The sequence below is a fragment of the Hydrocarboniphaga effusa AP103 genome (assembly GCF_000271305.1).
In the GTDB taxonomy this organism is placed as follows: domain Bacteria; phylum Pseudomonadota; class Gammaproteobacteria; order Nevskiales; family Nevskiaceae; genus Hydrocarboniphaga; species Hydrocarboniphaga effusa.
On record NZ_AKGD01000001.1, the window covers coordinates 210,745 to 230,425 of the forward strand.

Genomic DNA, 19,681 nt, shown 5'->3' on the forward strand with positions numbered 1-19,681 from the left:
CCGGTTTTTTTGTTGGGGGTCCGCAAATGAGCAGCGCCCTGTTCGCATCGACGCTCGAAAGCCCGGTCGGCGACCTGCTGCTGCTCGCCGACGAGTTCGGGCTGCGCGCGCTCTACATGGAGTACCGCCGCTATCCGCCCATCGCGGCCGACTGGCAACACGACGAGGCCCGCTTTGCCCGGGCCAAGCAGCAGTTGCGCGCCTATTTCGGCCGTGAGCTGCGCGATTTCGATCTGCCGCTGTCGGTGGTCGGCAGTCCGTTCCAGAAACGCGTCTGGGATGAGCTGCTGAGGATTCCGTACGGCGAGACCGTGAGCTACGGTTCACTCGCCAGAACGCTCGGCGATGCCAAGGCCTCACGCGCGGTCGGGCTCGCGAACGGGCGCAATCCGATCAGCATCATCGTGCCGTGCCATCGCGTGGTCGGAAGCACCGGCTCGCTGACCGGCTACGGTGGCGGAATCGAGCGCAAGCGCTGGCTGCTCGCGCACGAAAGCGGCGAAGCCCAGCTGTTCTGATCGCGCTTCGTAAGCGGCCTATCCCAGCGATCGCTCGCGCAGCCAACGCCACAGCGTGGTGCGCGAAACTCCGAGCTGGTCGGCCAGCTTTTCGCGGCTGCCGCCGACGGCGGCGAGCGCACGCTGCAAGCTCGCGGCGTCGGGCCTGACGACGCGCGAGGACAGTGCGTGGGCCTGCAGGCGCGCCGTGTCGTTCGACAGCGAGCCGGCCGGCTCCGCGATCGTCTGCGCGCCTCCGAACAGCTCCGGCGCGCAGCGCAGCAGCAGCGGACGCGTGATCGCGGACAGTGGCGATTCGGCATGTGCGAGCACGGCGAGGCGCTCGGCGAGATTGCGCAGCTCGCGCAGGTTGCCGGGCCAGCCGTGGCGCTGCAGCAAAGCATGCGCGGGACCGTCGAGCACCATCGCGCCGGCGCCGGCCGCGCGCAGGAAGTTCATCAGCAGCAGCGGGATGTCGTCGACCCGTTCGCGCAGCGGAGCGAGCGCGATGCGCAGCACGTTGAGACGGTAGTAAAGATCGCGACGAAAACGCCCGTCGGCGACGCGTGCATCGAGTTCCACATGTGTGGCCGCGATCACGCGCACGTCGACCGGCGTCGGTCGCACGCTGCCGACGCGCAGTACCTCGCGCTCTTCGAGCACGCGCAGCAGACGCGTCTGCAAGGCCAGCGGCATTTCGCCGATCTCGTCGAGGAATAAAGTGCCGCCGTTGGCCGCTTCGATGAGGCCGACGCGCCCGCCGCGACGCGAGCCCGTGAACGCGCCTTCCTCGTAGCCGAACAGCTCGGATTCGAGCAGCGATTCGGCGATCGCGCCGCAATTCACGGCCACGAACGGCGACGAACGACGCGCGCTCGCGCCATGCAGGGCCTGGGCGACGAGTTCCTTGCCGGTGCCGGTTTCGCCGGTCACGAGCACGGTGCGATCGCTCGCCCCATACAGGCGGATCTGGTCGCGCAGCACCGTGGTCGATTCGCTGTTGCCGATCAGCCGGCGCAGGCTGAATTTCGAGTCGGCCGGCTTCGCCGCGAGCGCGCGACGCGGACCACTGCGAGCCGCCGAGAGCATGCGCGCGAGATCGATCGCCTGCTGGAAGCTCTTGCGGATCGAATCGGCCGAATACATCAGGATCCCGACCACGCCGAGCCGCTCGGCGAGCTCGGAAATGAAGCCGGTGCCGACGATCGCGCCACAGCCCAGCGCGATCAGTTCGGCCACCAGGTCGCGCGCCTCTTCGGTGTTCGTATACGAGCGCAGCTCGATCTGCAGGCCGAACTGCTGCTTGAACGCGGTGAACGCCGGCAGATCGGTGCCGTAGACGACCACGCCGATGCGATTCGAGTGGCGTCTTGCCCGCGCGAGCGCCTGCATCAGGTCGAAGCCATCGGGCTGGATCAGCACGAGGGGCTTGTCGATGCGATTGCGCAGGTATTCGCCGTTGGCGCCGGCGGACAGCAGCACGTCGCAGTCTTCGGTGCGCAGGCGCTCGCGAATCAGCGTGACGGCCTCTTCGAAGCCGAGATTGATCGTGTCGATCTGAGCCCGTCCGTCGAACTCGGGCGTGACGTCGCGCAGCAGGCTCGAAAGCCGGGTCACGCTGACCGTCCAGATGATGGGCAGGCTGCTGTCCTGGGTTTGCATGTTTCGGATTATGTCGCAATCGACGTTTCATTGTTTCATGAAACTCAGAATGAAACGCCAGCTGAATGTCCGATGGACTTGCGCGAGGACAAAGTCATTTCAGATTCAGTCAGTTAGCAGTCGCGGATATCGCGGGCCGGGCGTGGCACAAGCCTTGAAACCCGACGGCACCCGCGAACCTGCGGTCACCCACCCGCACGGTCCGGCCGGCCGCCTTGCCCCTCAACCATCGGAGCCGCTCATGACGACTTCCGCCGGCGCAGCCTTCCGCGCCGCCCTCGCCGCCGAAAAACCCTTGCAGGTCATCGGTGCGATCAACGCCAATCACGCCCTGCTCGCCAAGCGCGCCGGCTTCAAGGCCATCTACCTGTCGGGCGGCGGCGTCGCCGCGGGCTCGCTGGGCCTGCCCGACCTCGGCATCAACAATCTCGACGACGTGCTGACCGACGTGCGTCGCATCACCGATGTCTGCGACCTGCCGCTGCTCGTCGACATCGACACCGGCTTCGGCGCGAGCGCGTTCAACATCGAGCGCACGATCAAGACGCTGATCAAGGCCGGCGCGGCCGCCTGCCACATCGAAGACCAGGTCGGCGCCAAGCGCTGCGGCCATCGTCCGGGCAAGGAGATCGTGTCGAAGGACGAAATGGTCGATCGCGTGAAGGCCGCCGCCGACGCCAAGACCGATCCGGACTTCTTCATCATCGCGCGCACCGACGCGATCCAGGCCGAAGGCGTGGATGCGGCGATCGAGCGCAGCATCGCCTGCGTCGAAGCCGGCGCCGACGCGATCTTCGCCGAGGCCGCCTACGATCTGCCGACGTACAAGAAGTTCGTCGATGCGGTGAAGGTTCCGGTGCTCGCCAACATCACCGAATTCGGCGCCACGCCGCTGTTCACGCGCGACGAACTCGCCAGCGTCGGCGTCGCGATCCAGCTGTATCCGCTGAGCGCCTTCCGCGCCGCGAACAAGGCGGCCGAAGCGGTCTACACCTCGATCCGCACGCAGGGCCATCAGAAGGACGTGCTCGACCTCATGCAGACGCGCGCCGAACTCTACGACCGCATCGGCTATCACGCCTTCGAGAACAAGCTCGACGCGCTGTTCGCCGCCAAGAAGAAGTAAGGACTCTGCAGCACCGCTTTGCGCTTTCACCGTAAAGACAAACATCCAACGGAGATCAAGATGAGCGAAACCACCGCACCCGCCGCAGGCGGCTTCAAGCCCAAAAAGTCCGTCGCGCTGAGCGGCACCGCTGCGGGCAATACCGCGCTGTGCACCGTCGGCCGCAGCGGCAACGACCTGCACTATCGCGGCTACGACATCCTCGACGTCGCCGCCCAGTGCGAATTCGAAGAGATCGCCCACCTGCTCGTGCACGGCAAGCTGCCGACCACGGCCGAACTGGCCGCCTACAAGACCAAGCTCAAGTCGCTGCGCGGCCTGCCCGCCGCGGTCAAGACCGCGCTCGAACAGCTGCCGCCGTCCTCGCATCCGATGGACGTGATGCGCACGGGCGTCTCCGTACTCGGCTGCGTCAAGCCCGAGAAGGACGATCACAACCACGCCGGCGCTCGCGACATCGCCGACAAGCTCATGGCCTGCCTCGGTTCGATGCTGCTGTACTGGTATCACTACGCCTACAACGGCAAGGTCATCGAAGTCGACGAATCCGACGAAGACTCCATCGGCGGTCACTTCCTGGAGCTGCTGCATCAGGAAAAGCCCAAGGCTTCGTGGGTCAAGGCGATGCACACCTCGCTGGTGCTCTATGCCGAACACGAGTTCAACGCGTCGACCTTCACCTCGCGCGTAATCGCGGGTACCGGCTCGGATATGTACTCGTGCATCGCCGGCGGCATCGGCGCTCTGCGTGGTCCCAAGCATGGCGGCGCCAACGAGGTCGCCTTCGAAATCCAGAAGCGCTACGACAACCCCGACGAAGCGGAAGCCGACATCAAGGCCCGCGTCGAGAAGAAGGAAGTCGTGATCGGCTTCGGCCACCCGGTCTACACGATCGCCGATCCGCGCAACAAGGTCATCAAGCAGGTGGCCAAGGATCTATCGGTGGAAGCCGGCAGCACCAAGATGTTCGACATCGCCGAGCGTCTCGAAACGGTGATGTGGGACATCAAGAAGATGTTTCCGAACCTCGACTGGTTTTCCGCCGTCAGCTACCACGTCATGGGCGTGCCGACCGACATGTTCACCCCGCTGTTCGTGATCGCCCGCACCTCCGGCTGGAGCGCGCACATCATCGAGCAGCGCATCGACGGCAAGATCATCCGTCCTTCGGCCAACTACGTGGGCCCGGAAGATCTGAAGTTCGTGCCGATCAAGGATCGCAAGTAGCGCAGCGAGCAGCGTGGAGGGCCCCAGCGCGCAAGCGCTGGGATCCTAGCGTCGCGAGTCTGCGCCGCTGGTGCCTCGCGTAGAGAGGCACCAGCGCTGCGACTCACCATGCGTCATTCACTGTTGTTGCCAGCTTAAAGTGCAAGCCATGACCAACACCGCCTTTCGCAAATCCCTTCCCGGCACGACGCTCGATTACTTCGATGCGCGCGCCGCCGTCGACGCCATCAAGCCGGGCGCTTACGACAAGCTCCCCTACACCTCGCGCGTCAAAGCCGAGAACCTCGTCCGCAAGGCCGATCCTGCGCAGCTCAACGCTTATCTGGGCCAGCTGATCGAGCGCAAGCGCGATCTCGACTTCCCGTGGTTCCCGGTGCGCGTGGTGTGCCACGACATCCTCGGCCAGACCGCGCTCGTCGACCTCGCCGGCCTGCGCGATGCGATCGCCGACATGGGCGGCGATCCTGCGAAGGTGAATCCGGTGGTGCCCGTGCAGCTGATCGTCGATCACTCGCTCGCGGTGGAGCACGGCGGTTTCGAGAAGGATGCATTCGCCAAGAATCGCGCGGTGGAAGACCGTCGCAACGACGATCGCTTCCACTTCATCAACTGGACCAAGGGCGCGTTCAAGAACGTCGACGTGATCCCGCCCGGCAACGGCATCATGCATCAGATCAATCTGGAGCGGATGTCGCCGGTCATCTACACCAAGGACGGCCTCGCGTTCCCGGATACCTGCGTCGGAACCGACAGCCACACGCCGCACGTCGATGCGCTCGGCGTGATCGCGATCGGCGTCGGCGGCCTGGAAGCCGAGAACGTCATGCTCGGCCGCGCGTCGTGGATGCGCCTGCCCGACATCACCGGCGTCGAACTCAGCGGCAAGCCGAACCCCGGCATCACCGCCACCGACGTGGTGCTCGCGCTGACCGAATTCCTGCGCAAGGAAAAAGTCGTCGGCCACTACCTGGAGTTCTACGGCCCCGGCGCCGCGGCGCTCACGCTCGGCGATCGCGCCACCATCTCCAACATGGCGCCCGAATACGGCGCCACCGCGGCGATGTTCTTCATCGACCAGAACACGCTCGACTACCTCACGCTGACCGGCCGCGAAGCCGAGCAGGTGAAGCTCGTGAAGACCTACGCGCAGCACACCGGCCTATGGGCCGATGCGCTGAAAACCGCCGAATACGAGCGCCTGCTCAAGTTCGATCTGTCGACGGTCGTGCGCAACATGGCCGGCCCGTCGAACCCGCACAAGCGCCTGCCCACTTCGGCCCTGGCCGAGCGCGGCATCGCCGCACCGTGGGAGCTGCCGGCCGATGGCAAGATGCCCGACGGCGCGGTGATCATCGCGGCGATCACCTCGTGCACGAATACGAGCAACCCGCGCAACGTCGTCGCCGCCGGCATCCTGGCGCGCAACGCGGTCGCCAAGGGCCTCGCGCGCAAGCCGTGGGTCAAGACCTCGCTGGCGCCCGGCTCCAAGGCGGTCGAGCTGTACCTGAAGGAAGCCAATCTGCTGGGCGACCTGGAGCAGCTCGGCTTCGGCGTCGTCGCCTTCGCCTGCACCACCTGCAACGGCATGAGCGGCGCGCTGGACCCGAAGATCCAGCAGGAAATCATCGACCGCGATCTGTACGCGACGGCCGTGCTGTCCGGCAATCGCAACTTCGACGGCCGCATCCATCCGTACGCCAAGCAAGCCTTCCTCGCGAGCCCGCCGCTGGTGGTGGCTTACGCCATCGCCGGCACCGTGCGCTTCGACATCGAGAAGGACGTGCTGGGCCTCGACGGCAACGGCCAGCCGGTGACGCTCAAGGACATCTGGCCGACCGACGAGGAGATCGACGCGATCATCGCCAAGAGCGTGAAGCCCGAGATGTTCCGCCAGGTCTACGACCCGATGTTCACGTTCAAGGTCATCGAAGACAAGGTCAGCCCGCTGTACGAGTGGCGCCCGATGAGCACCTATATCCGCCGTCCGCCGTACTGGGACAAGGAAGGTCAGGGCGCGCTCGCCGCGCGTCCGCGCACGCTCAAGGGCATGCGCCCGCTGGCCGTGCTGCCCGACAACATCACCACCGACCATCTGTCGCCGTCGAACGCGATCATGATGGACAGCGCCGCCGGCGCTTACCTGCACAAGATGGGCGTGCCGGAAGAGGACTTCAACAGCTACGCCACGCATCGCGGCGATCACCTCACCGCTCAGCGCGCGACCTTCGCCAACCCGCAGCTGGTGAATGAGATGGCCGTGGTCGACGGCAAGGTGAAGAAGGGCTCGCTCGCTCGCGTGGAGCCGGAAGGCACCGTCATGCGCATGTGGGAAGCGATCGAAACCTACATGGATCGCGGCCAACCGCTGATCATCATCGCCGGCGCCGACTACGGCCAGGGCAGCTCGCGTGACTGGGCGGCCAAGGGCGTGCGCCTGGCGGGCGTGGAAGCGATCGTCGCCGAAGGCTTCGAGCGCATTCACCGCACCAACCTGATCGGCATGGGCGTGCTGCCGCTGGAGTTCAAGCCGGGCCAGAACCGCAACACCTACGGCATCGACGGCACCGAAACCTACGACGTGATCGGCAAGCTCACGCCGCGCGCCACGCTGACGGTGGTGTTCACGCGCAAGAACGGCGAGAAGGTGGAGATTCCGGTGACCTGCCGCCTGGATTCGGACGAAGAAGTGTCGGTGTACGAAGCCGGCGGCGTGCTGCAACGCTTCGCGGTGGACTTCCTGGCTTCGAACAAGGCCGCCTGAGTTGGCCCCACAGTGGTGATTCCCGAGGCGGCCCGGCAACGCGCCGCCTCTTTTCTTTGAGAATTGAGGACAGACCAATGCTCCGCGTCCCCCAGATCAAAATCCCCGCCACCTACATGCGTGGCGGCACCAGCAAGGGTGTTTTCTTCAAGCTCAGCGATCTGCCCGAAGCGGCGCAAGTCCCCGGCGAAGCGCGCGACAAGCTGCTGCTGCGCGTGATCGGCTCGCCCGATCCGTATGGCGCGCAGATCGACGGCATGGGCGGCGCCACGTCTTCGACGTCCAAGACCGTGATCCTGTCCAAGAGCAACAAGGCCGATCACGACGTCGACTATCGCTTCGGCCAGGTATCGATCGACAAGGCCTTCGTCGATTGGTCCGGCAACTGCGGCAACCTCACGGCGGCGGTCGGATCGTTCGCGATCAGCAACGGTCTGGTCGACGCGGCGCGCGTTCCGCAGGACGGCATCTGCATCGTTCGCATCTGGCAGACGCAGATCAACAAGACCATCATCGCGCACGTGCCGATCACCGACGGACAAGTGCAGGAAACCGGTGATTTCGAGCTCGACGGCGTGACCTTCCCGGCCGCCGAAGTGCAGATCGAATTCCTCGATCCGGCCGAAGAAGGCGACGAGGGCGGCTCGATGTTCCCGACCGGCAACCTCGTCGACGATCTCGAAGTGCCCGGCATCGGCACGCTCAAGGCGACGATGATCAATGCGGGCATCCCGACCGTATTCATCAAGGCCGAGGAGATCGGCTACACCGGCACCGAGCTGCGCGAGGCGATCAACACCAGTCCCGAGGCGCTGCTCAAGTTCGAGACGATTCGCGCCTATGGCGCGCTGCGCATGGGCCTGATCAAGGACGTGTCCGAAGCCGCCAAGCGTCAGCACACGCCCAAGGTCGCGTTCGTGGCCCCGCCGGCGAGCTACCTGTCGTCGAGCGGCAAGCAGGTGAATGCCGAGGACATCGACCTCAACGTGCGCGCGCTGTCGATGGGCAAGCTTCACCACGCGATGATGGGCACGGCCGCAGTGGCGATCGGCACCGCCGCCGCCATTCCGGGAACGCTGGTGAATCTCGCGGCGGGCGGCGGCGAGCGCGAGGCGGTGCGCTTCGGCCATCCGTCGGGCTCGCTGCGCGTCGGCGCGGCGGCGGTGAAGGAGAACGGCCAGTGGGTCGTCAAGAAAGCCATCATGAGCCGCTCCGCGCGCGTGCTGATGGAAGGCTGGGTGCGCGTGCCGGGCGATTCGTTCTAAGCCGCGCCAGACCCTTCAGCCGCAAAAAAAGCCCGGACTCGTACCGGGCTTTTTTCTGGACGCGGCGGCGCGGATTCGACGGAGTGGGCTCGGCTTTGGCTGGAGGTCAGCTTGAATTCAGAGCGTCGGGGCTACAGCATCTGGGCATCACCACGCGACGCCGCCTCGGGCGGCCCGGATTTCGAAGCCGAAGGGAGCGAACGGCCATGATCGGTCTGACCACCGTCCAAATCGTCAGCGGCGTGCAGGGAACCGTTACGGTCGCCATTCCGGTGCGCCGCAAGGCATTGAATCAAAGACGATTCCCCCGAGCCATCGTATTCGCGGCCCTGCTGTGCGGCCTGATGTCGAGCTTCGCAGCCGCCTGAATCGCCCTCCAGCGGCCTCAGCATTTAAAATCCGGCTCCGATCACCGGCGAGCACCGGGCCGTCACGAGTCGGCAAACCGCTTGCATTGAAACTTCGAGGATCGTCAATGGCGATGATCCCCCAAGCGCCGCCGCTGAAGAACCATGAAAATTTCGTATGTGCTGGCTGTCGTCGCCGCGCTCGTCGTCGGCCCCGCAAGGTCTGCACCCTCACCGTTCAACCAGCCCGAGCTGACCGATCAGGCGGCGCTTTATCTGTCGGCTTCCTGCCAGAAGGATCTGCTGGAGAAAGTCGGACGACCGATGCTCGCAGCCGGACAGCGCAGCGTGCTCGGCAACAGTGCCCCGGCCTCGGCCTCGACGGTTCAGGCCATGGGACTGGCGCCGGTGGCTTCGGCGCAGTTGTTCTACATGGCCAACGACAGCATCAGCCGCACGCTGCACGAGCAGATCGCCGGCCGCATGATGCGCTACGATCCCAAGCAGGCGCCGCGCATCCAATCGCTGATGCTCAGCGGGGCGATCTGGCGCGACTACGATGCGCTGCTGAATCGGCTCGGCTACTCAGGCCGTAACGTCGCCGACGTGCTGACCTCGTATTACATCGGCTCCTGGGAGATCGTGAACCAGTCGGTGGTCACGCCTGATCGCTGGCGCGCAGTGCGCAACCAAGTGGCGCGCTCGCTATCGCGCAGCCCCGAAATCATGCTGATGTCCGATATCGAAAAACAGCGTTCGTCCGAGACGCTCGGCATCGTCACTGCGGTGACCAACGCCAACCGCCAGTCGCTGACGATACAGGGCGACCAGATCGGCCTGCTGGCCCTGCAGAGCGCGGTCTACGAATCACTGATGGCGCAGGGCGTGGATCTCAAAAGACTGTTCATCACCGCGCGTGGATTCACGCAGCGCTGAAACCGGGCCAAGACCCCGATCGTGTACGCAGCTGCCGGCTCGACGGCGATACGCTCCTGACAAGCCGATGCGAACGGACATGATCGGGCAGTCAAAACCTTGCATCGTCGCAATGCCTGCCCGTCTATCCCCGACAGTTCGCCACTGAATCTCGGCTGTCCGCACCCCGCATCTCGATTCCACATTCGCTGCACATTGTCTGCGCAGTCCAGGCCTAGTCTGGACTCGACCTCAAGAGAGGTTCAATGCAGAAAGGAGCAACGTCATGAACAAGATCTTCAAGCCCGCGATTGTCCTGGCCGCCGTTCTGATGGCCGGGGTGTCGGCCCCCAGCTCCGCCAGCGACAAGGCCACAGGCGGCGTGATCGGCGCGGTCTTGGGCGGTGTCGTCGGCCACAGCGTCGGCGGCAACCAGGGCGCTGCGATCGGCGCGGTGGCCGGCGCGGGCCTGGGCGTGGCGGTTGGCGATCACTACGACGACAAGAAGGATCGTCGCAACGAGGCTCGCTACTACGATCAGCGCAACCGCGACTATCGCTATTCGCGCTATGACAATCATCGCCATGACCATCGTCACGACCACCGCGACAACCGTCGCTACGATCATCGAAAAAACCACCAGCATGATCACAAGCATGACCGCTACGAGCAGGTGCGCTATCACCGCTGAAGCCCGACTCGAACCGATGCAGATGCAGACGCCGCCCGCAAGGGCGGCGTTTTTGTTGGGCCGCTGTCGGCGAAGCCTTCAGTACAGATTGCGCTTGTAGTCGATCGCCAGGCCTTTCTCCATGAAGCCCGGAATCGAGATCGCGGCACGCACGAGACTCGCCTGCAGGCCTTTATGCTTGCTGTGCTTGACGTGCGCCACCATCAGCGCCGCCGGATCGATGCCTTGGGCGACCTCTCCGACCGGCCACAAGCGCGCACGCGCCACGGCCTGGCTCTCACGCAATTCGATGCGCGGATGCTCGACGCGCGTCGCCACGATGGGCGTCTTGCCTTCCACAGCGAACAGCTCGCGCATGCGTGCATCGGTGCCGATGCGCCCGATACCGCTTACGAGCGCAATCCGCGTCGAGCCCGGGATCAGCGCCACCGCGGCGATGCGCGGCTGCGTGAGGATGTTCCGAAAGCCATCCGCACGACGATTGCCGGGCCTGTCCGCATACCAGACCGCGCCTTCGTGCAGACGCAGCAGGGCGCCTTGCGGATCACCCTTCGGGCTCACGTCGGCGTGGCCTTGCGCATCCATCGTCGCGAGCGCCATGAAGCGGCTTGCGAACAGAAACGCCTCGTCGCCGTTCGTCGCTGGCGTCGCCGGCCGTGCCGACCAGAAGCCCGAGCGAATCAAGGCTTTCGCGCAATGCACGAAGCATTCCTCGACCGCGATCTCGATGCGGTCGCGATCGATGCCTGCGACGCGGCCATTGACGCGCAAGGTTTCGCCGATGCCGGGCGTCAGAAACAAGGCGCCGAAACCCTGCCCGATCCGCGCGATGCCCGCATCGTCCATCGCGGCCCGCGACAAGGCCAGCGTCGAGGCGTCCATCGCATGCGTGAATCCAGGCTCACCGCCGCATGCGCTGATGCGCAGATCGCTTTCGCCACTGCGATTTCCAAATGCGGCGAAGCAGAATGGCGAGCTCGCCGCCCAGCGCTGCGCACCGGCGTCGAGATGATCGATGACCTTGAGATGCATCGGCCCTGGCGTCTTGCCGATGCAGGCTTCGAGACCGGCGACGTCGGCGATGTCCGTGCTCATGCTTTCGACTCCTTCGCTCGCGCCTTGCGCTGCAACCAGGCGCGTTCCGCGCCCACGATCAGCGGCGAAGCCGCGAACAGCAGAAGCGCATAGTCCCAGACGCCGTCAACGAGCAGCATGCCGATGATGGCGCCCGCGCTCAGCAGCGAAAGCGCGAGCAGCGGCAACAGACGGGACCGCGCGCTCATGCCGGCGCTCCGGCCGCTTTCGGTACGCGCCTGCGACGCCGATCCCACCAGAGCCAGGCGCCGTTCGCGGTGATGAACAGGGTCAGCCAGCTGCACAGCGTCCACAGCAGCTTGAGCAGCAAGCCGCCGTAGTCGCCGAAGTGCAGCGGCTGCGACAGCACGATGGCTTTCAGATATGCGGGCGGCTGCACGGCGGCGGCGACTTCGCCGGTTGCCGCATCGATCGCCGCGACGCGGAACAAGCGCTGCTGAATGCCTTCGTCGCCGACGAGCAGCGCGGTGTAGTGGCGCGGCGTCGAGAACGTGGTGCCCGGAAAGATCACCGTCTCCACGTGCCAGCCCGCTTCGGCCGTGGAGCGTGCCGCCGCGAATACGCGATCGAGGTCGATCGGCGGATTCAGCACGTCGACCGGCTCGGCCGCATCGGCCATGCGCTGCAAGTCGTGCAGCTCGGTCGCTTGCCAGACCCCGATCGCGATCGTCGAAAAGCCGAGCAGAAAACCCGTGATCGTCACCACCAGCGCCCAACCGAGCACCACCATGCCGATGAAGTTGTGCAGGTCCAGCTGCAGCAGACGCGCATCCTTGCCACGACGCAGGACGCCGAAGGCGATGCGCTTGACGTAAGGCGCGTAGACGACGAGCCCGGACAGCAGGGACAGCAGCACGAACAGCGCGATCAGCGCGCCGAGCAGCTCGCCCGCCGGCCCGAGAAACCACTGCGCATGCAGCTCGAGCAGAAGGCCCGTCAGCGTCTTCTGCGGATTCGATTCGCCGATCAGCTGCGCCGAGGCCAGATCGACGAAGCGCAGCTGCGCGCCGGTGAAATCCTGGTTCGCCTTCGGCCCGGTGACGACGAGCTGCACGCCCGGATGATCGTCCGGATCGATACCCGTGCTGAGCACGCGCTCGTCCGGATACGCGGCCTGCACGGTGGCGATCGCACGCGCCATCGATTGCGCGTCGCCGCCCGTGCTCTGCGCGGTCGGCACCACGCCCAAGGCATGGTCGATTTCTTCGTGAAAGATCAGCACGGTTCCGGTGATGCAGAGCACCAGGAACGGCAGCGTGGCGACGAGGCTGGCCCAGCGATGCAGCCAGAGATTGGCGCGAAACCAGCGCGAGGCGCCGCTCTTTTGCGTGGGCTTGCTCATGCCCGGACCCTGCTCAGAACTGCAGCTCGAAGCCACCGACCATGCGCCGGTGCTCGCCGAGGCTGACGACATCGATCTGCGAGGTGTTGTAGCGGTTGGCATCGCGACGATACGTCTCGTCGGTCAGGTTGGTGCCCGAGAAGAACAGCCCGAAATGGCCGATCTGCCAGCGCACGGCGACATTGACCAGGTGAAACGCCGGCAGCTCGTGCAGCGGCTCGTTGTCGGAGTTGGCCGCCGCGCTGCCCACGAAGGTGATGTCCGGGCGGATCAGCAGACTCCGCCAGGGGTTGATCTCGAGCGCGACGGTGCCGGTGTATTCGGGCGCTTTCGGCAGGCGGTTGCCGGAATAGTCGGCGCCGTTGGCCACCGGCGCCATGTCGCTCGCGAAGCGGCCCCAGGTGACGCCGTAGCCGCCGATGAGCTGCAGCATGCGATGCGCGCGCCACTGGAACTCGAACTCGCCGCCGCGAACGTAGGCCGGCCCGGTGTTGCCCATGTAGTTGTCGACACCTTCGCCGAGCTGGATCTGCATGTCGCTCCAGCGCGTGTAGAACAGGTTCAGCGCGCTCTGCACGCGCCACGGCCGGTAGCTGCCCTTGAGCGACAGCTCGGTGTTCTGCGTGCGCTCGGAATCGAAGCTGAACTGGCGTCCGGACACCGCGTTGTAGCCGTCGCCGCCCGGACGATAGCCCTCGGAATACGTGGCGCCGAGAAACCAGCCGTCGAACAGCTCGTAGCGAAGGCCGAGCTTGGGCATCACCTCGGAGAACTCGCGCGACACCGGCACCGAGCCGTCCGGCGGCAGCACCGAGCCCTGCAGCGAGGCGACCAGCAGCCTGGAGGCGAGTGAGTCGCCGTCGTAGCTCGAGGTGGTGACGCGGCTGTTCTTCTCGCGATCGACGCGCAGTCCGCCGGTCAGCGTGAGCCGCTCGGTCAGCAGCCAGTCGAGCTCGCCGAACAGCGCCATGTCCTTCACCTTGGACGGCGAGCCCGAGTCGTACACCACGTTGCCGAGCTGCGGCGCGGGAAGGCCGATCAGGAAGTTGAGGTTGATGAAGCCGCTGGAATCGTCGCGGTTCTTCTCGTCGTAGTAGTACGCGCCGAAAGTGCCGTGCAGGCGCTCGCCGAGATAGCTCAGCCGCAGCTCCTGCGAAAAGCCGTCGGAGTCTTCCCACTGCGTGGTCGCGCCGCCGGATTCGGCGCCGTAGTCGATATCGAAATGGCTCAGGGTCTTGGAGCGGAACCAGGCGCTGACGGCACGCAGCTCCCAGGCATCGCCGAAGCGCAGCGATTGGTTCAGCGCGTAGAGCTGGGCCTGGTTGTCGTAATCCTGCGGCGCATCGCTCAGCGAGACGCGGCTGCGCTCGTTGGCGAGCGGAACATAGGTGCTGCCCTGGAAGCGCTGCAGGTCCATCACGCTCAGCAGCGCCTTGTAGGCGCCGTCCGCACCGCCTGGCGTAAACGCCAGCCTCGCGCGCAGGCTGCGGCTGTCACGCCGCGACGCGTGGTCGTCGTCGCGCGTCGCGTTGGTGATGTCGCCGTCGTCGCGGCGATCGTCGATCACCACGCGCATCGCCAGCGCATCCGGCCACAGCGTGGCTTCGGCGGCGCCGGCGTACTGGCGCACTCCGTGTTCGCCGGCGGCGAAGCGCCCGCGCAACTGCGGCGAGAAGCGAGCCAGCGCTTGCGGAGCGACGCTGTTGAGAATCACCGCGCCGGCCATGGCATTGCGGCCCTGGCTGGTCGACTGCGGACCGCGGAAGATTTCGACCGTATCGAGATCGAAGGCGGACAGATCGGCGTACGCGAGCGCCGAGCGCGGCAGGCCGACGCCATCGAGCACGACGACCGACGTGGTGCCGTACGACGCATACGCGCCGGAGCCGCTGGCCCCGTAGCTGCCGATGCCGCGCAGGGTCATGCCGCCGACGCCGTAGTCACTGTCTTCGAGGCTTGCGTTGGGCGTGGCGCGGATCACGTCGTAGACATCGCGCGCGGTGCTGCGCTCGATCTCGGCCCCGCTCCTGACCGCGACGCTGCTGGTGGTCTGGACGATCTCGCGACGCAGCAGCTCGCCCGTCACGATCACCGTTTCGATGGCCGTCTCGACCCGATCGGAGGGTTCGTCCGTCGAGCGCTCGAGCGTCTCGGAGGCAGGGGATTCGAGCGGGATCGCGGAAACCGGCTCCCGCGCAGGCTGGCTCTCATCCGCGCTCTGCGCCTGGGCCGCCGCGCAGGCGATCAACATCAGCGCAGGCCAGCCCCGAGCCTTCTTCCACGTCGTACCCATCTCCCCAGACGCCCCGACAATTGAGAATTCTTCTCAACTATACCAAGCGCCGGATCGCTTCGGCCCAGCTGGATCGGCATTTACCATCGCCCATCCGGGCGAGGCTGGAGCCTTCAGTCGACCCGCCCGCGCCGCTCCCCGAGCAGGCGCGCGATCTCGTTTTCGCCGAGCGGAAGCTCGCTCTTGATGCGCAGGCTCTCGCTCCATTCGCGGGCGAAATCCCGCTGCAGCCGGAAGTTGAGCCCAGCGGTGATCAGCATGGCGATCAGCGCCCCGGTTCCCGCGCAGCCCATGTCCTTCTGCGCGTCCCAGACGTCGCCCTGGGTGCCGAGGTAGGCCACACCGAGATCACCGCCGAAGAACTCGGCCGCTGCCCACTCGACGAGCTCGTAAAGCGCCGAGGTCGACAGCGTGAAGTCCAGCGGCAGGAAGTAACCCCAGAAGCCGCGCGCATCGGCCACGCGCAGAAAGATTTCGCGCAGCGGATACGCCAGCAGCAGGCCGTACGAGAAGTGCACGAGCCGGTCGAAGTTGTTGCGCTCCCATCCGAGCATGGCGTTGAAGCTGCGCCCCGTGAGCGCCTGCCAGGCCTGCTCGTACGGCACCTCGGCGTAGGTGTAATGGCTGCCGACCGCGTGCAGGCACATGAAGACGAAGATCAGCGTGTACGAAATGCGCGAGAACACGAACTGCCTGTGCAGGGCGAACAGGCCGACGCCGAACAGCAGCACGAGCACGTTTTCGAGCAGCCAGTCGTGGCGATCGAACGGCGCGATCGCCAGCACCGCCCAAAGCACCGCGTAGATCGCGATCAGCGTGAACACGTAGCCGCGATAGTTCGGAATCGACACTCGATAGCCTCCAGCTCAGACCGCAACAAAAGCTTCCAGCCGCGACCGCACGCTCTGCGCGTGAGAAAGCGGAAAGAAATGCCCGCCGCCCGGCACGATCTCGACTTCGGCCTTCGGCAGCAGGCCCTGCAAGCTCCGGCACGAGGGCATGCAGCGCGACAGCTCGCCGTAGATCAGCAGCAGGCGCACGTCGGCCAGCCGCGAGGCGATGGTCTGCGCATCGGCGCCCGCCATCAGCAGCTCCTCGCGTACGCCGGGCTTGTCGATCAGCTCGACCCAGGCCCTGGCCGTGCGCAGGGCGCCGCGGCCTTCGCCGAACGGCGTCACCGAATCGCGCGTCGGAATCTCTTCACCCGAGGTCTTGAGCCGGGCCACGGCTTCGAGGAAGCGCAGGCCGATCTGTTCCTCCCGATCCCAATCGATGCCGGAACGCTTGGCCACTTCGATCTCGAACGCGGACAGATACGGCATGTCGGCGAGCATCTGCCGGGGCTGCAAGGCGTTGACCTTGGTATCCATGATGCAGAGCGACGAAACACGCTGCGGATTGCGCACGGCGAATTCCAGCGCCACGCCGCCGCCGTAGCTATGCCCGACGAGCCCGCAGCGCTCGATGCCGGCCTCGTCGAGCACCGCGGCGAGATCATCGGCCTGCGCGCTCGCCGAATAGCCCGCATCCGCCGCCTCGCTGTAGCCGTGCCCGCGCAAATCGTAGAGCGTGCAGCGATAGCGGCCGGCGAGCGGCAGCGCGTACTGCGCGAACCAGAACGCCCGGCTCGCCGCGAGCCCATGCACGAAGACCAGATCGGGCCCTTCGCCGATCTGCTGCCAGGCGAGCTTCAAGTGCCGCGACTCAGAGCTTGGTGGCGAGGAAATCGGCGATCTGGCCGATCGACAGATCGTCGACGTAGCGGCCGTCCCGCATGAGCAGCTCGTTGAACGGAAGCTTGCGCTTGCCGACCATCTCCTCGATGGCGACGACGAGCTGGATGATGTCGATCGACTCGAAGCCGAGGTCGGCGAGCAGCTTGGTCTGCCGCGTCATCTCGCCTTCGAATTCGTTATCCCAGTCCTGAGTGAAATCCTGCAACAGCTCGGCCAGCTTGCCGACCAGTTCCTCGCTCGTGGCGCTCATAAGGTTTTAATCGTTGTAGTAGAGAGGTGTCGCCAGTTTATCGATCCGCAGGCCCTGTGCGCTCCTGGAGACGTGGTAGGTCGGCGGCCGCAGCGCTTCGAGCTCGCCGTCCGCGAGCTTCTGCTCGAAGAAGGCCAGTGTCGCTTCCATCTTGGAATAGTCCACCTGCTTCTTGAACGGAGCCAGGTCGTAGCGCCACCACTCGAGTTTGAGCAGGCGTTCGACGATGGATTCGCCGAAGCGCAGCCTGATCACGCGAGCCGGAGAGCCGACCGCGATCGCATAGGCCGGAATATCGCGCGTGACCACCGAGCGGGCGCCTATCGTCGCGCCCGGGCCGATCGTGACGCCGCGCTTCACGAAGCAGCCCGCCCCGACATAGGCCTCGTGGCCGATGAAGGTCTCGGACGGCACGGTATCGACGTACGAAGGCCCGCCTTCGGCCTCCGGCGCGAGCCGCGCGAACTCCTCGAATTCGTACATGCCCGGCGTGAAACGCGGCCGCGTGAACGCGAACGGGTGCGAGCTGAACCAGTCCTGCGGATGCTCGGGCGGACCGAGGATCGACGATTCGCCGATTTGCGCGTAGCGCCCGAAATGCACACGGAACGCGCTCGTCATGCCCGCTGCGTTGAAGAACGTGAAGGCCCCCATGGTGCAGTGCTTGAGCCTGTGCCCCTGCGGCCAGCACGGCCGCTCGAAGCGCAAGCTTCCATGCAGTCCTGCACCGATACCAACCCCGCCCAACCCGGCCTCGAACAGAGGCCTTCCCTCGCCCACACTATGTTCTTCCATGACCCGCCAGAACTGGCTCCCCTATAGATTCATTCCATGTAGCCGAGCATCTGCAGCTGCTCGATGATCTGCTGCTTCTCCGACGCATCCATGTCTTCGCCGGCCTGGCGCTGGGACTTCCTGGTCGGCGCGCCTTTTTTCTGCGGATGGGCGGCCTTGTAGGCATCGGTAAAGAAAGTATCCGCGACCTTGCCTTCCATGTCTTTGGGAATCGCCAGACCGAGGCTGTAAAGCAATGTCGGACAGACATCGCGAATATCGCGGCGCTCGACCATGTCGGCCGCGACGATGCCCGCGCCCGCCGCCATGAAGATGCCGTCCGGATGATGCGTGCCGGCCGGCGTCGGCCGCTTGACCACGGCCGGCTGGATGTTGCGGATCGAGACGAAGCCGTTGTCTCGCAGCACCAGCGTCAGATCGCAGGCCTTGTCCATGTGCGCGCCCGGGAACCACTCCTCGCGCTTGAGCACGTCGACGACCACGGGCTCGCCGTCTTCGTTGCGCAGCGATTTCAGATCGGCGATGAGCCTTTCGCGGAAGCTCTCGTATTCTTCGGGCTTGATGCCCGGCTCGCCGGGCTGGTTCGCCACGCGGATATGGATGCCGTTGCTCGACGGCGTGCGGCAGTACGCGGTGGTCTTGCTCCAGTCCAGGTTGGCGAAATCAGAAGCCTCGCGGCGCAGCGCCTGCTCGCTGCCGTCGTTGACGGCCCACTTCAGGTAACCCTTCTCTTCGAGGAACACGTTGATGCGCAGCACTTCGACCGAGGCGGTGAAACCATGGTCTGACGCGAAGAACACCTGCACGTCCGGGCCGCAGAGCTTGACGAGCTGCTCGATGTAATCGTCGACGTTGCGGAAGTATTCGAGGCAGACCTCGCGCATGCGCAGGTCGTGCGCGCTCGGATCGTTCTTGAGCAGCGCCGGATCGAGATACGGCCAGGCCTGATGCTGGATCTTGTCGGTGCCGTCGAACATCACCGCCATGAGCTCGGGCTGCTCGGTCTTGAGCACGTACTCGGCGACCTGGAACCACTGGTGCTCGCGCGGCAGGTGATAGCTCACCCACTTGTAGGTCTCTTCCTCCGAGAGCACTTCGGTAGCCTGCTTCTCGTTGTCGAAATCCCAGGCCAGTTCCTTGGGATCGAAGCCCGGAATCTCGCTCTTGAGCGTCTCGAACAGCCCGCTCGGATGGCTGTTGCGGCGCAGATGCTTGGCCGGAATGAAGCCCGGAACGATGACGCCGCTGGTTTCGGGAGGCGGCGGCGCCGTGAGCGGAAAATTGAGCGCCGCGATCTTCTTGCCGTTGCGATTGGCGATCGACCAGATCATTTCCGAATCGACGTCGCGGCTGTCGTAGAGCGTCCAGTAGACCTCGCCGCCCTTGTCTTCGGCGCGGATGAAATCGAACACGCCGTGCGCGCCCGGATTCTTGCCGGTCATGATGCTGGTCCAGGCCGGCGGCGTCAGCGGGTTCGGCGTCGAGCGCAGCTTGGCGCGCACGCCGCCTTTGAGCAGCCTGGCGAGAAACGGCATGGTCACGCCCACGTCCGGCAGCTCGCGCGTCATCTCGTCGAGCACCGTGTAGGTGCAGCCGTCGAGGCCGATGAAGAGTGTCTTGGTCTTGCTGTTCTGCGCGCTCATGGCAGGTTCCTCGCTTGTTCGTTATCCATCTCGTTA

18 protein-coding genes are annotated in these 19,681 nt (G+C 65.4%); 8 read left to right on the forward strand and 10 right to left on the reverse strand.

All coding sequences use genetic code 11. The annotated features are described in order from the left end of the window. The first annotated feature begins 26 nt into the window (after positions 1–26). Complete coding sequence (locus WQQ_RS00915) at positions 27–518, forward strand: methylated-DNA--[protein]-cysteine S-methyltransferase (RefSeq protein WP_007183149.1); 492 nt, start codon at positions 27–29, stop codon at positions 516–518. Positions 519–536: 18 nt separating this feature from the next. Here the strand turns inward: WQQ_RS00915 and prpR are convergent, their stop codons facing one another. After that, positions 537–2,159 carry a propionate catabolism operon regulatory protein PrpR gene (prpR, locus tag WQQ_RS00920; protein WP_007183150.1) on the reverse strand — a complete coding sequence of 541 codons (1,623 nt, stop codon included), beginning with the start codon at positions 2,157–2,159 and terminating at the stop codon, positions 537–539. Positions 2,160–2,400: 241 nt separating this feature from the next. Between prpR and prpB the strand changes: the two genes are divergently transcribed. The 7 genes from prpB (at position 2,401) to WQQ_RS00950 (ending at position 10,491) form a co-directional block, all read left to right on the forward strand. Then, a complete protein-coding gene (gene prpB, locus WQQ_RS00925; protein WP_007183152.1) occupies positions 2,401–3,285 on the forward strand; it encodes a methylisocitrate lyase in 885 nt (294 codons plus the stop codon). Positions 3,286–3,345: 60 nt separating this feature from the next. Then, complete coding sequence (gene prpC / locus WQQ_RS00930) at positions 3,346–4,512, forward strand: bifunctional 2-methylcitrate synthase/citrate synthase (RefSeq protein WP_007183153.1); 1,167 nt, start codon at positions 3,346–3,348, stop codon at positions 4,510–4,512. Between the two features lie 148 nt (positions 4,513–4,660). After that, positions 4,661–7,273, forward strand: a complete 2,613-nt coding sequence (gene acnD / locus WQQ_RS00935) for a Fe/S-dependent 2-methylisocitrate dehydratase AcnD (RefSeq protein WP_007183154.1) — start codon at positions 4,661–4,663, stop codon at positions 7,271–7,273. A gap of 77 nt (positions 7,274–7,350) precedes the next feature. Further along, the gene (prpF, locus tag WQQ_RS00940) at positions 7,351–8,538 is read left to right on the forward strand and encodes a 2-methylaconitate cis-trans isomerase PrpF (RefSeq protein WP_040452737.1); all 1,188 of its coding nucleotides are present in this window, start codon (positions 7,351–7,353) and stop codon (positions 8,536–8,538) included. 206 nt (positions 8,539–8,744) lie between these two features. Beyond that, the gene (locus WQQ_RS24100; protein ID WP_007183156.1) at positions 8,745–8,906 is read left to right on the forward strand and encodes a hypothetical protein; all 162 of its coding nucleotides are present in this window, start codon (positions 8,745–8,747) and stop codon (positions 8,904–8,906) included. Positions 8,907–9,050: 144 nt separating this feature from the next. Beyond that, positions 9,051–9,821 carry a DUF6683 family protein gene (locus tag WQQ_RS00945; RefSeq protein ID WP_007183157.1) on the forward strand — a complete coding sequence of 257 codons (771 nt, stop codon included), beginning with the start codon at positions 9,051–9,053 and terminating at the stop codon, positions 9,819–9,821. A gap of 265 nt (positions 9,822–10,086) precedes the next feature. Continuing rightward, the gene (locus WQQ_RS00950) at positions 10,087–10,491 is read left to right on the forward strand and encodes a YMGG-like glycine zipper-containing protein (RefSeq protein WP_007183158.1); all 405 of its coding nucleotides are present in this window, start codon (positions 10,087–10,089) and stop codon (positions 10,489–10,491) included. A gap of 78 nt (positions 10,492–10,569) precedes the next feature. Here the strand turns inward: WQQ_RS00950 and WQQ_RS00955 are convergent, their stop codons facing one another. The 9 genes from WQQ_RS00955 to WQQ_RS00995 all read right to left on the reverse strand — a co-directional run bounded on the left by WQQ_RS00955 (position 10,570) and on the right by WQQ_RS00995 (position 19,645). Then, positions 10,570–11,586 (reverse strand): PNPOx family protein, encoded by a 1,017-nt coding sequence (locus tag WQQ_RS00955; protein WP_007183159.1) that lies wholly within the window; start codon positions 11,584–11,586, stop codon positions 10,570–10,572. Next, positions 11,583–11,774: a hypothetical protein gene (locus WQQ_RS00960; RefSeq protein WP_007183160.1), complete on the reverse strand. Its 192-nt coding sequence runs from the start codon at positions 11,772–11,774 to the stop codon at positions 11,583–11,585. Before WQQ_RS00960 ends, WQQ_RS00955 begins: the two co-directional genes overlap by 4 nt. Then, positions 11,771–12,928, reverse strand: a complete 1,158-nt coding sequence (locus WQQ_RS00965; protein ID WP_007183161.1) for a PepSY-associated TM helix domain-containing protein — start codon at positions 12,926–12,928, stop codon at positions 11,771–11,773. Before WQQ_RS00965 ends, WQQ_RS00960 begins: the two co-directional genes overlap by 4 nt. A 13-nt stretch (positions 12,929–12,941) precedes the next feature. Beyond that, positions 12,942–15,221, reverse strand: a complete 2,280-nt coding sequence (locus tag WQQ_RS00970) for a TonB-dependent receptor (RefSeq protein WP_040452745.1) — start codon at positions 15,219–15,221, stop codon at positions 12,942–12,944. 113 nt (positions 15,222–15,334) lie between these two features. Continuing rightward, on the reverse strand, positions 15,335–16,072 hold the full coding sequence (locus WQQ_RS00975) for a DUF2238 domain-containing protein (RefSeq protein ID WP_007183163.1): 738 nt from the start codon (positions 16,070–16,072) through the stop codon (positions 15,335–15,337). Positions 16,073–16,087: 15 nt separating this feature from the next. Then, entirely contained in the window at positions 16,088–16,915 is an 828-nt protein-coding gene (locus tag WQQ_RS22745) for an alpha/beta fold hydrolase (RefSeq protein WP_007183164.1), read from the reverse strand. Positions 16,916–16,925: 10 nt separating this feature from the next. Beyond that, positions 16,926–17,207, reverse strand: coding sequence for an acyl carrier protein (locus WQQ_RS00985; protein ID WP_007183165.1), 282 nt, complete (start codon positions 17,205–17,207; stop codon positions 16,926–16,928). 6 nt (positions 17,208–17,213) lie between these two features. Next, positions 17,214–17,861, reverse strand: coding sequence for a CatB-related O-acetyltransferase (locus tag WQQ_RS00990; protein WP_237714992.1), 648 nt, complete (start codon positions 17,859–17,861; stop codon positions 17,214–17,216). A 170-nt stretch (positions 17,862–18,031) separates the two neighbouring features. After that, complete coding sequence (locus WQQ_RS00995; RefSeq protein ID WP_007183167.1) at positions 18,032–19,645, reverse strand: alkaline phosphatase family protein; 1,614 nt, start codon at positions 19,643–19,645, stop codon at positions 18,032–18,034. Between the last annotated feature and the right edge of the window lie 36 nt (positions 19,646–19,681).